The 12,963-nt window shown below is 74.0% G+C and carries 7 protein-coding genes and 2 pseudogenes; 4 read left to right on the top strand and 5 right to left on the bottom strand.

Annotation, left to right across the window (positions count from 1 at the left end; genetic code table 11):
* Window positions 1-244: 244 nt before the first annotated feature.
* The 3 genes and pseudogenes from AC3CH1_RS32085 to AC3CH1_RS32075 all read right to left on the bottom strand — a co-directional run bounded on the left by AC3CH1_RS32085 (window position 245) and on the right by AC3CH1_RS32075 (window position 6,365).
* Window positions 245-1,417, bottom strand: a complete 1,173-nt coding sequence (locus tag AC3CH1_RS32085; RefSeq protein ID WP_488466062.1) for a PP2C family protein-serine/threonine phosphatase — start codon at window positions 1,415-1,417, stop codon at window positions 245-247.
* A 159-nt stretch (window positions 1,418-1,576) separates the two neighbouring features.
* On the bottom strand, window positions 1,577-2,140 hold the full coding sequence (locus tag AC3CH1_RS32080; RefSeq protein ID WP_488466061.1) for an AAA family ATPase: 564 nt from the start codon (window positions 2,138-2,140) through the stop codon (window positions 1,577-1,579).
* A gap of 17 nt (window positions 2,141-2,157) precedes the next feature.
* Window positions 2,158-6,365 (bottom strand): annotated as a pseudogene (locus AC3CH1_RS32075) (bifunctional nitrate reductase/sulfite reductase flavoprotein subunit alpha).
* A 352-nt stretch (window positions 6,366-6,717) separates the two neighbouring features.
* On the opposite strand from AC3CH1_RS32075, the gene AC3CH1_RS32070 reads away from it, so the two are divergent.
* The 4 genes and pseudogenes from AC3CH1_RS32070 to AC3CH1_RS32055 all read left to right on the top strand — a co-directional run bounded on the left by AC3CH1_RS32070 (window position 6,718) and on the right by AC3CH1_RS32055 (window position 11,112).
* A complete protein-coding gene (locus tag AC3CH1_RS32070; RefSeq protein WP_488466060.1) occupies window positions 6,718-7,458 on the top strand; it encodes a class I SAM-dependent methyltransferase in 741 nt (246 codons plus the stop codon).
* The gene (locus tag AC3CH1_RS32065) at window positions 7,455-8,585 is read left to right on the top strand and encodes a pyridoxal-phosphate dependent enzyme (RefSeq protein WP_488466059.1); all 1,131 of its coding nucleotides are present in this window, start codon (window positions 7,455-7,457) and stop codon (window positions 8,583-8,585) included. The genes AC3CH1_RS32070 and AC3CH1_RS32065 overlap by 4 nt, the downstream gene beginning before the upstream one ends.
* A complete protein-coding gene (locus AC3CH1_RS32060; protein WP_488466058.1) occupies window positions 8,582-9,805 on the top strand; it encodes an ATP-grasp domain-containing protein in 1,224 nt (407 codons plus the stop codon). The genes AC3CH1_RS32065 and AC3CH1_RS32060 overlap by 4 nt, the downstream gene beginning before the upstream one ends.
* A gap of 10 nt (window positions 9,806-9,815) precedes the next feature.
* Window positions 9,816-11,112 (top strand): annotated as a pseudogene (locus AC3CH1_RS32055) (MFS transporter).
* Between the two features lie 25 nt (window positions 11,113-11,137).
* Here the strand turns inward: AC3CH1_RS32055 and AC3CH1_RS32050 are convergent.
* A complete protein-coding gene (locus AC3CH1_RS32050; protein ID WP_488466057.1) occupies window positions 11,138-11,761 on the bottom strand; it encodes a sigma-70 family RNA polymerase sigma factor in 624 nt (207 codons plus the stop codon).
* Window positions 11,762-12,110: 349 nt separating this feature from the next.
* Window positions 12,111-12,782: a hypothetical protein gene (locus tag AC3CH1_RS32045; protein ID WP_488466056.1), complete on the bottom strand. Its 672-nt coding sequence runs from the start codon at window positions 12,780-12,782 to the stop codon at window positions 12,111-12,113.
* Window positions 12,783-12,963 lie beyond the last annotated feature (181 nt).

Here is a 12,963-nt window from a genome sequence, read left to right as displayed (position 1 = left end):
CCCTCACCTCATCAACTAGACGATTGCCTGAAGGCAACCATCCCTCACCCCGTCGCCGCCTGACAACCCGCCCCCCTTCCACACGGGCCCCACCGCGTGGAAGGTCGCAGGGTCTTCACCTGGCAACCACATACCCCGCATCCGAAGGCCCAGACCTGCCGTCGAACCCCCGCCCGACCCCGCAGGGCCGCCCTTCGGTCGACGAGGGAAGCTTGACGACAGGACCTCGACGACCGCAGCCGCCCTAACGGCCGTGCCAGTCCAGGCACATCACGAGGGAGTCGTCCGCGGCGGGGCCGGACCCGCGGTGTCCCAGCAGTTCCTGCAGCATCACTCTGGGCACCTGCGGAGCAGGCAGCAGACGGGTGCTGCTGATCGACGCGGCGAGTGCGCGAAGGCTGTACTTCTCACCGCCCGGGGAGAGCGCGTCGTAGACGCCGTCACTGATGAACAGCAGACGGTCCCCGGGTTCGACCCGGAAGTGCTGCGGACGGTAGGCAGTGTCCTCGAACATGCCCAGAGGCATCTGCTCCTCCAGCTCGATCGGCTCGACCACACCGCCGCGCACCCGCCAGACCCGCGGTGAACCGGCGTCGATGACCTCCACATCCCCGGTCGGGAGGTGGAAGCGGAAGAGCAGGGTCGACAGATGCCGGCTTCCTCCGTGCTGCCCGTACACCGCCTGATCGGCCAGGTAGGCCTGGTCGCTCAGGCTCAGGCCCGCGCGGCGGGCGTTGCGCAGCGCGTTGACGCAGAGGTTCGTCAGCAAGGCGGCGTCGATCCCTTCGCCCATGCCGTTGCTGACCGTCACATACAGGTCGTCGGCCGACGCCGACCAGTCGAAGCTGTCGCCGAAGATGGCGTAGGCGGGCTCCAACTGGGCGCCCAGGCTGTACTCCGGCCGGGCGCATGACCGTCCGGGCAGTAGCTGCCACTGCATCTCGGCGGCGAGCGTCAGACGCTCTGCCCGCCGTGCTTGCAGGAAGAGGTCGGTGTCCCGCTCCGCGACGACCACCTCGTGCGCCAGGGCATCGGCGCATTCCCGCAGCTCCTCCAGCACGTCGGCGGCCAGATCGGCGCCTCCTTCCACCCCCAGGGTGACGCTCAGGACGCCCAAGCGGTCCCCCCGGACGCTGACCGGGAGGTGAGCCGTCACGGTGGAAGCGGAGTGGTCGTACGAACAGTGCGGCTCCTGGGCGCCGAACGCACGGCCCGGATCACTGTTGTGCACCGGCACCGGTGGACGCGTGTGCGGAAGCACCCCGACGGGCTGCAGCCTCGTCATGGCGTAGTCCGCCAGCAGCAGCTCCACCGCCCGGGCGCCATGGCGGCGCTCGATCTCCGAGCGGATCACATCGAGAATCTCATGGGGCGCGGCCTCGCGCAGGGAGCGCTCGACCGCGCTGGGTCTGTCCACCGGTACCGGACCTACTTTCTTGCGCACTTCTCCGTCGGAGCGGCTGTCGACAGCGACCAGCCGGAATGGGTACGAATGCCCCCACGGGAGTCTCACATGCCTCGGGGCAGCCCACCGGCGGGCGCCGCCCGCTCCCCCAGGCCGTCGGCCGCTGGAGCGTCAGGGCCCCGAAGGCGTCAGGCCGGTGGCGGACAGGACCGCGTCGACCGTCTCGTCCACGGTCAGCTCCGCGCTGTCGATCCAGATCTTCTCGTCGGCCAGTTCGGCGCGCAGGACGTCGTCCAGGGGGGACCAGTCCGTCGTCAGCGACTTGTCCCGGGCGAGGTTGCGCTCCATGGCCTTCGCGGCGCCCGGGGCCAGGACCACGCAGTGCAGCGGTACGCCGGTGAGCGTGGCGCGGTAGAAGTCCAGATGGGCACGGCGTACGACGACGTCGTCGATGACCGGGAGGAAACCCGCGGCGACGAAACTGTGCGCCAGCAGGCAGGCGTTGCGGGCCCGGAGGAAGATCTGCCGGTCCGCTTCCTCGTCCCTGTCGGGCGAGGGCCACCGGCCGCCGGAGACGATGAGTTCCTGAAGGGCGTCCACCTCGATGTGGGCGGAGGCGGCGAAGCGGGCGGCGAGAGCCGCGGCCACGGTGCTCTTGCCGCTGCCCGGGATGCCGATCAGCAGGACGGCGCCCGCCACCGGCTCGGTGTCCACCGGTACTTCCGTCCACCCCATGGGCCGCGCTCCCTCGTTCAGTACACGTCACGCACGTATCTGCGGTCCGAGGCTAGCTGCTTGACCTGCGCGGCCGCCGCGTCGGGTTCGAGTCCCCCGTGGGCGACGGCGATGTCGCGCAGGGCCCGGTCGACGTCCTTGGCCATGCGGGAGGCGTCGCCGCAGACATAGAGGTGGGCGCCGTCGCGGAGCCAGGACCAGAGCTGGGCTCCGTGCTCGCGCATCCGGTCCTGGACGTAGACCTTGGCCCGCTGGTCGCGGGAGAAGGCGGTGTCCAGCCGGGTCAGGGTGCCCGAGCGGCTCAGCGCGTCGAGTTCGTCGCGGTAGTAGAAGTCCGTGGCGCGGTGCTGCTCGCCGAAGAACAGCCAGTTGGCGCCGGCGTGGCCGAGCGCCCGGCGTTCCTCCAGGAAGCCCAGGAACGGGGCGACTCCGGTACCCGGTCCCACCATGATCATCGGGGTGGCCGGGTCGGCGGGCGGGCGGAAGCGTTCGTTGCGCTGGACGAACACGGACAGAGGGCTCTCCGGTGCGGCGTCGGCGAGGAACGTGGAGGCGACGCCCTTGCGCGTCCGGCCGCGGTGGCTCTCGTAGCGGATCACGGAGACGGTCAGCCGCATCCGGTGGGGGTCCACGAGCGGGCTGGAGGCGATGGAGTACAGCCGGGGCCTCAGCGGCCCGAGCACCTCGGCCCAGGCGGCGGCCGTGGCGCGTACCGGGTGTTCGGCGAGGACGTCGACGGCCTGCCTCCCCCAGATCCACCGGTCCCGCTCGCCCTTGTTGTCGGGGCGCAGCAGCTTCTTCAGGGACCGGTCCCCCGTGTGGTCGGCGACCAGGCGCAGCAGGTCCGGGGTGATGCGGGCGATGTCCAGGTGGCGGTGCAGGGCCGTCTCCAGGGCGACCGGGCCGTGCCCGGGGACGTCCACCTCGGCGGCGGGGTCGAGTCCGGTGACGGCGAGCCATTCCGCCACCAGGTCCGGCGAGTTGAGGGGCTGGACGCCCAGCGCGTCCCCGGCCGTGTACGTCAGGGGGGTGTCGGCGCCCCGCGTGTCGATCGTGAAGGCACGGACCTCCTTCGTCGCGCCGGGCAGGCTCAGGAGGCGGTTGCCTGTGAGGAGGGCGGTGACGGGTGCGGCCCGGGAGGGACGGGCGGGGGCCGTCCCGACCGGCGACTCCGCCGCCGCCGCTGCGGGCGGTGCGGCCGCCGTCGGCTCCGCCGTCCCTTCCGGTGCCGTCGTCGCCTCCAGCGCGGCCCGGACCTCCTTGAGCCACTGGCCGAAGGGCTGTTCGTACTCCGGTTCGCAGTCGGTGCGCGGGACCAGCCGCTCCGCGCCCAGTTCGCCGAGGCGTTCGTCCAGACGGCGGCCGTGGCCGCAGAAGTCGTCGTAGCTGGAGTCGCCGAGCGCGAGTACGGCGTAACGGACGCCCGCCAGGCCCGGGGCCCCGGGGGCGCTCAGCGCCTCCCAGAAGCCGGAGCCGTTGTCGGGGGCGTCGCCGTCGCCGAAGGTGCTGGTGACGACGAGGAGGTCGGCCGGGCTCGGCAGGGCGTCGGGCGCCCCGTCGTCCATGCCGAGGAGCGTGGTGCGGTACCCCTCGGCGGCCAGGGTCCGGGCGGCCGTCGCGGCGACCTCCTCGGCGTTGCCGGTCTGCGAGGCCCACAGCACGACGACCGGCCGGCCCGGTTCGTCCGATGCCCCGGGGGCGGGCCCGGGCTCCGGCGTCCCGGCGAGCCGGGAGTACGTGCCGGCCAGCACTCCGTTGACCCACAGCGCGTGATCCGGGGCGAACGGGGCGCCCGCCGGAAGCACCGGGGTGCCCTCCGGCCGGGTGCCCAGGCCCGCGAGGAATCCGGCCAGATAGCGGCGCTCCGTCTCCGTGAGGACGGGTGGGGCGGTGTCCACCAGGCCCAGCGCGCCCACCAGCCCCGAGGTGTTCACCGGGCCCGGCGTGCCGCCCACGAACGGGAGACCGGGGCCACCGGTGGGCGAGGGCCGTTGCGCCGCGGCGGGATCGCGGCGCGACGCGGGTGCGGCCACCTTCGCCAGCCGGACCGCGCACACCTTCAGCTCGGGCTGGAACGAGATCGGGTCGACCGCGTCGTTGGTCACGGCGTTCACACCGAGGTACTCGCCGAACAGGTCGTTCCAGTGGAACGGGGCGAAGCACTCCCCCGCCCGCACGCGGTCGGTGATCCGGGCCGGGAGCACCGCGCGGCCGCGCCGCGAGGCGACCTCGACGCCGTCGTCCTCGCCGAGGCCCAGGGCGGCGGCGTCGTCGGGGTGGATCTCCACGAACGGGCCGGGGTCCAGCCGGTTCAGCTTCGTGATCTTCGCGGTCTTGGTGAGGGTGTGCCACTGGTGCTGGAGCCGCCCGGTGTTGAGGACGAACGGGTAGTCCTCGTCGGGCATCTCGGCCGGCGGCAGGTGCGGGCGGGTGTGGAAGACGGCCCGGCCGCTCGGCGTGGGAAAGGCCAGCCTCGGCACGCTCCCGTCGGGCCGTACGGTCAGCTCCTGGCTGACGCCGTCGTTGACGTAGCGCACGGGGTTGCGGGCCGGACCGTCGACCTCGGCGCTGGGCCACTGCACAGGCGTCTCGCGCAGCCGCTCGTACGTCACTCCGCGCAGGTCGTAGCCGGTGCGCGGGTTCGACGCCCGGGTGATCTCGGCGAAGACCTCCTCGGCGCTCGTGTAGCCGAAGGCGTCCTCGTACCCCATGGCGCAGGCCACCGCGGCGATGATCCGCCAGTCCGGCCAGGCCTCTCCCGGCGGGTCGGTGGCGCGGCGGGAGAGGGTGAGGGTGCGCTCCGAGTTGATCAGCACGCCCTCGGACTCGGCCCAGAGGGCGGCGGGCAGGACGACATCGGCGTACGCGTTCGTCTCGGTGTCGGCGAACACGTCCTGGGTGACGACGAATTCGGCGGCCTCCAGGCCCTCGATGACGGTCCGGCGGTTGGCGACCGTGGCGACCGGGTTGGTGCAGATGATCCAGCAGGCCTTGATCTCTCCCTCGGCCATGCGCCGGAACATGTCGATCGTGCCGGTGCCCGAGCCGTCCGCGCGCAGGGTGCCGGGCGGAACGCCCCACAGCTCCTCCGTGAAGGCGCGTTCCTCGTCGACCAGGACCGATCGCTGGCCGGGCAGTCCGGGGCCCATGTAGCCCATCTCGCGCCCGCCCATGGCGTTGGGCTGGCCGGTGAGCGAGAACGGGCCGCTGCCGGGACGGCAGATCGCTCCGGTCGCCAGGTGCAGGTTGACGATCGCGTTGGTGTTCCAGGTGCCGTGGGTGGACTGGTTGAGGCCCATCGTCCAGCAGCTCATCCAGTCGCCCGCCTCGCCGATCCAGCGGGCCGCCTGCCGGATGTCGTCCTCGGGGATGCCGGTGATCTCCGCCACCGCGGCGGGCGGGTAGTCGCGGAGGAAGGCGGGCATCCCTTCCCAGCCCTCGGTGTGCTCGGCGATGAACTCCGGGTCGGTGTGCCCGTTCTCGACGAGGAGGTGCAGCAGCCCGTTGAGGAGGGCCAGGTCGGTGCCGGGCCGGATCCGGAGGTACAGGTCGGCCTTGGCGGCGGTGGCGTTGCGCCGGGGGTCGACGACGATCAGCTTCGCGCCCGCCTTGACGCGCTCCATCATCCGCAGGAAGAGGATCGGGTGGCAGTCGGCCATGTTGGCGCCGGTGACGAGGAAGACGTCGGCGTGGGCGAAGTCCTCGTAGGAGCCGGGCGGCCCGTCCGCGCCGAGGGACAGCTTGTAGCCGCTGCCCGCGCTCGCCATGCAGAGCCGGGAGTTGGACTCGATGGTGTTGGTCCCGATGAAGCCCTTGGCCAGCTTGTTGGCGAGGTACTGCGCCTCCAGCGTCATCTGGCCGGAGACGTAGAGGGCCACCGCGTCGGGGCCGTGGGTGTCCAGCACGGACCGCAGTCGGCGCGCCGTCTCCTCGATGGCGGCGTCCCGGCCGAGCGGGGCTGGCTGCTCGCTGCGGTCGGGGCGGGCCAGGGCGGTGGTCAGCCGTCCGGGGGCGGCGAGGAGGTCCGCGCCGGTGGCGCCCTTGGTGCACAGCCGGCCGGCGTTCGACGGGTGCTCCTTGTCCCCGAGGCCTTCACGACGGTGCGGCGGCCGTCGGGTCCTGCGGCGATGTCGAGGACGATCCCGCAGCCGACACCACAGTACGAGCAGACCGTGCGCACCCGGTCGGTGGCGGGAGCGTCCGGCGGCGGGGGCGGCACGGTCATGGGGGCCCTTCGGGGACGGCGTTCCCGGAGGGACGCGGGGGCGGGCTGCGGTCACCCCCGAATCTAGGAAGGGCCCGTTACCCGGGGATGACACCGGGCGAACAACGACGGTTACGTCGCCTGCACACCGCCCGGGGGCCGCCGGTGAGGCCCGGGCGACGCCGGACGGTGGCCCCGGCGCCGGCCGGTGATCGCCGGGAACTTCCCGGTCGGGTCGCCCGACTACTGGAGAGACGCCGGGTGTGGGAGGCCCTCCCGGCGACGGAAGCGGCGGCCGGTGACGTGACACGGCTGCCGGGGCGACGGCAGCAGGACACCCACGGGCCCCGGGCCCGGGAGGAGGCCGCGAGGCATGCACTGGTACGAGGACGACGCGCTCTGGTCCGATTTCGCCCCGACGATGTTCTCGGCGGCGCGGGCCGAGTCCGCCGCCGCCCTGGTCGCGTCCTCTCCCCTGCTGGACTTCCCACCGGGCACGAGAGTCCTGGACCTGTGCTGCGGGCCGGGTCTCTTCGTGGTGCCGCTGGCGGAGCGCGGGTACGAGGTGACGGGGGTCGACCTGTCGCCCTCCATGCTCAAGGGCGCACGGGCCGCCTGCGACGCGGCGGGCGCCGAGGTCCGGCTGGAGCGCGCCGACATGCTCGCGTACCGGCAGCCGGGCGCCTTCGACGTGGTGCTGAACGTCTTCACGTCGTTCGGCTACTTCGACGAGGCCGAGGACAACCTCCGGGTGCTGCGCAACGCCCACGAGAGCCTCGCCCCGGGCGGGCAGCTCCTGGTGGACGTGATGGGCAAGGAGGTGCTGGCGGGCTGGATCGGGCGGCCGAAGGCGGTCGACCTGCCCGACGGCGCCTACGTATTCCAGCGCGACACCGTCCTCGACAGCTGGCGGCGGCTGCGCACGGACTGGACGCTGGTGCGCGGCACGACCGCGCGGACGGCGTCCATCACCTCCTGGCTCTACTCGGCGGCCGAGCTGCACGCCCTCTTCGAGAGCGCGGGCTTCACCGACGTGGAGTGCTTCGGCGGGTTCGACGCGTCCGGCTACGACCAGCGCTCGGACCGGCTGATCGTGCGCGGGCGGCGCAAGTGAGGGCCGGGGCGGACGCCCGTCCGCGCGCCGCGGGACCGGACGCTTCCGCGCGCCCGGCCGTCGCGACGGTCCACGAGCACATCACCGACGCGGTGAAGACCCCGGACCTGATCCGGCTGACCGACGACGTCGTCCTCGCCCGCTTCGAGACGATGAAGGTGTACGCGGCGCTCGGCGCGGTCCGCTCGCTGCTGCGCCGGGGCCGGGTGGCCCCCGGGCAGACCCTGGTCGACAGCTCCAGCGGGATCTACGCGCTGGCGCTCGCCATGGCCTGCCACCGCTACGGGCTGCGCTGCCACATCGTCGCCTCCACCACCGTGGACGCCACCATGCGGGCGCAGTTGGAGATCCTCGGCGCGACGGTCGACGCGATGCCGCCCTCGCGGAGCCTGCGCCTGGACCAGGAGCTGCGGGTGCGCCATGTCCGCCGGCTGCTGGCCGAGCGGCCGGATTTCCACTGGATGCGGCAGTACCACGACCAGGTCCACCACGAGGGCTACCGGGAGTTCGCGGAGCTGCTCACCGGGGCGCTGCCCGAGGGCCCGCTGACCGTGGTCGGCGCGGTGGGCACGGGTGCGTCGACCGGTGGACTGGCCCGCGCGCTGCGGGAGTCGGGCCGGTCGGTGCGGCTGGTGGGCATCCAGCCGTTCGGCAGCGTGACGTTCGGGAGCGAGGGGTTCGAGGACCCGGAGGCGATCATCGCGGGCATCGGCAGCTCGATACCCTTCGGGAACGTCCGCCACGAGCTGTACGACACCGTCCACTGGATGGACTTCCGCCATGCGATGGCGGGCGCGGTCGGACTGCTGCGGGAGCACGCGGTGTTCGCCGGCCTGTCCACCGGGGCGGCCCATCTGGCGGCGGCCTGGGAGGCGGCCCGCGATCCCGGCCGGCTGCATCTGGTGCTGGGCGCCGACACCGGGCACCGGTACGCGGAGCGGGTGTTCACCCGGCATGCCGAGGCCCTGGACCCGGCCGGGCTGCGGCCCCGGACCATCGCGTCGCCGGCCGAGCTGCGACCGCCGTGGTCCGTGATGGAGTGGGCCGGGCGGGCCGCGCCGGAGGCCGCCAGGACCGTCGAGGGCGACGCCCCCTCCCCCGTACCGACCGTGGAGCTGCTGCCATGACGATCGCCGCACTGGAGTCTCTGTCCTTCGGCCTGGGCAGGATGGCGGAGGCCGCCGCCGGAGCGGGGCACCGGCTGTGCCTGCTGACCGGCGACCGTTCGGTCTACCGGCACGAGCTGGCGGTCCTGCCGCCGGACGCGCTGGACGTCGTGGACGTCGACACGATGGATTCGGAGGCCACCCGCCGGGCCCTGGCCGCCGTGCCCGGCCTGGCCGGGCTGATCAACACGACGGACACCTGGAGCCTGCCGGCCGCCGAACTGGCCGCCGAACTGGGGCTCCCGGGCGCCGATCCCGGCGCTGTGGCCCTGCTGCGGGACAAGCGCCGGGTCCGTCAGACGCTGCACGCGCGCGGGCTGAGCCGCAGTGCGGCCGTATCCGTCCCGCCGGGTCCCGAAGGCGCCGGGGAGGTGCTGCGGGCAGTGGGGCTGCCCGCGGTCCTGAAGGACTCGGCGGGCACCTCCTCGCGCTCTGTGTGGATCGTGCACGACGAGGAGGCCCTGCACCGGGCGCTGGCGGAGGCGGCGCGACAGCCTCTGACCGGCGAGCTGTTCGCCGAGGCCTTCCTCGCCGGTCCGCTGTACAGCGCGGAGACCATCGGCTGGGACGGGACCACCCGGCTGCTCGGGGTGCTGAGCCGCCAGACGTCCCGGGCGGCGGTGGTACGGGAGGAGGCGGCGGCGTTCCCGGTGGCGCTGGACCAGGAGGAGCGGGCCGGGATCGAGGCGTGGGTGGGCCGGGTCCTCGCGGCGGCGGGGCACGTGCGCGGCTTCGCCCATGTGGAGTTCGTCCTGACGCCCGAGGGGCCCGAGTTGGTGGAGATCAACCGCAGGATCGGCGGCGCGCTGGTCGGCGAGGTGCTGTGCCGGACGCTGCGGACCAACGTCTACACGGCCATGATGGACGAGGCGCTCGGCCGCCGCCCGGCGCTGCTGGACACCCCGCTCGACACCGCAGGGCCCGCGTACGGCTTCGTCCTGGTGTACGCGGAGCGGCCCGGGGTGCTGAAGGGCTGGCACGGCCTCGACGAACTCGGGGCGTTCCCCGGGGCGGTGGAGTGGTTCCCGGTCCGCGAGCCCGGCGAGAGCGTGCTCCACGTCGGCGACCAGCGGGGCTGTACGGGCATGGTGCTGGCCGAGGCGCGGACGGCGGAGCTGGCCCAGCACCGGGCGTGGAGCGCGGCCGTCCGGGTCCGCCCGGTCGTCGCCGGGGCGCCGTGAGCCCGGGAAGGTGAGCCCCGGCCGGACGGACGCAGCTCCGGGGGCCGGCGCGGGCCCGGGGCGGCCGGGCCGGGCCGCCCCGGGGCGTAGGGGGCACTCGTCGCTCACCGGCCCGCAGCGGTTCCTGCTGGGGGGCTCGTTCCTGATCACGCTGGGCAGCTTCGCCGTCCTGCCCTATATGTCGGTGCTGCTGCACCAGCGGCTCGGCCTGGGCCTCGGCACGGTCGGCTTCGTGCTGGCCGTCGCCTCGCTGATCCAGTTCGCCGGCGGTGTGGTGGCGGGGCCGGTGACCGGGCGGATCGGGCTGCGGCGCGCGATGCTGCTGGCGCTGGGGCTGCGTACGGCGGGGTTCGCCGCGTTCGTCCCGGGGCTGACGAGTCCGGTCCTGGCGGTCGGGGCGCTGCTGCTGGTGTCGGCGGGCGCGGCGCTGTACCTCCCGGCGAACAAGGCGTATCTGGTGGAGGGGGCGTCGAAGGCGCGGCGCCCGGCTGCTGTCGGCGAGCGGTTCGGCGTTCAACGCGGGTATGGCACTGGGCCCTCCGGCCGCCGCGCCACTCGTCATGGGCTCCCCCGGGGTGCTGTTCTCCTGCGTCACCGTGCTGTTCGCACTCGTGGGGGCCGGGCACGCGCTGCTGCCGGCGGGCGCGGCGGACCGGCCCTCCGAGGACGGGTCGTTCGACGGGTCCTCCGCGGCGCCCGCCGCCGGTCGGGCCCCGGACTCCGGTGCACCGCGCCCCGGGCCTTCGCCGTTCGTGGTGACCGTGCTGAGCGTGTACGCGTTCATGTTCTTCCAGCACTACCTGGCGCTGTACGCGGTCCCCCGGACGTCGGCGGCCTTCTACGGGGCCGTCCTGACGGGGTACGCGGCCCTCCTCGTCGTCGGCCAGCCGTTGCTGGCGGAACGGGTCGCCGCACTGAGCTACCCGGCCGCCCTGCGGTGGGGGTTCGGCGCGATGGCGGCGGGCATGGCGGCGATCGGGGCCGGGGGGCACGCGGGGATCGCGGTGGGCGGGGCGCTGCTGTGTCTCGGGGAGATCGTGCTCTTCCTCAAGAACGACCTGGAGGCGCTGGCCCGTTCGTCGGCCGCCCCGGCGAGTGTGTTCGGTCGCCAACGGCTGGCGGCGGGCATCGGCGCGTTCGCCAGCGGGGTGGTGGGCGGGCAGTTGTACGGGGCGGCGGAGGCGGCGGGTTCGGCGCGGGGGTTCTGGGTGGCGGTCTGCCTCCAGTGTCTGTTGCTGCCCGTGTTCCTGCTCCGCCGACGGCGCACCGCCCGGGACCCCGAGGGATCGCGGGCGGGCGTCGGCTGAGAGGTGCCCGTCCGGAGCAGGTCGGTCAGGCCGATGCGGGGAGCGGGGGCCGGTGCTCCGGGGCCGACGCCCCACGCCAATGCCCGGCGAGTTCGCGGCGTGCTCGGGCCACGCGGGAGCGCACCGTGCCGATCGGGCAGCCGGCGGCGGCGGCCGCCTCCTCGTAGGACGCGCCCAGCAGTTGGGTGAGGACGAAGGCCTGACGGCGTGCCGGGTCCAGTCGGCGCAGGGCGTCCAGCACCGCGACGGACTCCTCGAATCCGGCGGGATGACGGGGCTGGGCGCGCTCCGCGGCGGTCTGCCAGTCCGCGGTGTCGGCGGTCCGGGGGCGTACGGCGGCGGCGCGGTGCCGGTCGATGACGACGCGTCGCGCGATCGACATCAGCCAGGTCCGGGCGCAGGAACGCCCTCCGAACCGGGCCAGTCCGCTCATCGCCCGGAGGTAGGTCTCCTGAGCGAGGTCATCGGCCCCGGGGACGTCGGAGCTGAGGTAGGCGACGAATCTGCGGACGTCCTCGTAGGTGGCCCGGACGAAGCGGTCGGCGGCCTCCCGGTCCCCGCCGCCCGCGGCGAGCGCCCAGTCGGTGATCTGCCCGTCGTTCTGCCGTGCGGCCGGGGCCTGGGGGCGAGGCGGGCGGGTGGCGGACACCCGGATGACCGGCGGCCGGGGGGCGGTCGGCGGCGCGGCGGCAGCGGGCGTTGCGACGGCCGGTGGCGCGGGAGCAGCGGGCCTCGCGACGGCCGGTGGTGCGGGAGCGGCGGGCCTCGCGACGGTCGGTGGTGCGGGGGCCGGTAGCACGGCGGCCGGTAGCGCGGGAGCGATAAGTGTCACAGCAGTCCTTCGCGTCCTTGCGGAGCCGCGGCAGCGGTCGCCCGGCTCCGGCGACCGGTCCCGGGCCCCGTCGGGGGCGGCCCGGTGGACCGGCATGCCTGTCACGGGTGTGCGCGGCGCACACCCGTGCCGCCCCGGCGCTCAGCGGCCGGAGGGCGGATGGAGGTCAGAGGAAGGGGAGGGAGTGCGGTGGCCCGCGCCGGGAGATGGCGTGCAGGGCGAGAAGGTCCCGGGGGCGGCGGGGCCGGGGGCGGACGCGTCGTCGGACGGGCGGCGCGGGTGCGGGGGGCGTCGCGGACCACAGGCGCCAGGCCGTCCGCAGCGGAGCCCGGACGAACAGCACCAGACAGCGGCCCAGCCGGGCGAGGGCGACCTCGCCGCGCCACAGCCACCAGCCGCAGATCAGCCCGGCCACCGCGTGGGCGGCGGCCATGCCGAGGGTGAACACCGCCCCGTCGAAAGCGGCCAGAAGCCCCATCAGGTCGGACGGTCCGCCGATCGGGACCTCGTGAGCGGAGTGGTTCATCGCGTCCGACGCACGACGCCCGCCGCCCGAGTGGTGCGCGCCGAAGCCGGACGGGAGCCAGGATCCGGCGCAGGCGAAGAGGGCGTGCAGCCCCAACTGGCCCAGGACATGCGCCGTCACGGTCACCGGAGCGCTCCGCTCCCGCGCGGCGAGCCACCACCCCGCCCCGCACACCGGCAGCAGCGCGGCGGCCTGGACGGGCACGGGCAGGGGCGCGCCGGACATCAGCGCGTGGCCGAGTCCGGACACGGCGACGCACACCACCGCGAACAGCGCGGTGCGTCCGAGTCGGAGTGCGGTTCCGGCTCCCATAGCGGCCATCGTGCCAGTCGCACCCACCCCGGAGAGAAGAGCACCAGATGCCGAAACAACGGGAGTTCGCCGCGTTTGCCCCACCAGCAACCACACGTGATCCATATCACACACGAAGAGCGGGAACTTTCCCCTCCGAGCGTCCGACTGCTCCAACAACGCGTCTGCGTACGCCTCGTGG

The organism is Streptomyces sp. MGP-P1 (assembly GCF_057766565.1).
The sequence above is the reverse complement of the archived record's forward strand: the minus strand, read 5'-3'. Positions and strand labels throughout refer to the sequence as shown.

Bases quoted from the DNA above. Each gene is read 5' to 3' on its own strand.
- AC3CH1_RS32070 (WP_488466060.1), top strand. From the start codon at position 6,718: ATGCACTGGTACGAGGACGACGCGCTCTGGTCCGATTTCGCCCCGACG.
- AC3CH1_RS32045 (WP_488466056.1), bottom strand. From the start codon at position 12,782: ATGGGAGCCGGAACCGCACTCCGACTCGGACGCACCGCGCTGTTCGCG.
- AC3CH1_RS32080 (WP_488466061.1), bottom strand. From the start codon at position 2,140: ATGGGGTGGACGGAAGTACCGGTGGACACCGAGCCGGTGGCGGGCGCC.
- AC3CH1_RS32060 (WP_488466058.1), top strand. From the start codon at position 8,582: ATGACGATCGCCGCACTGGAGTCTCTGTCCTTCGGCCTGGGCAGGATG.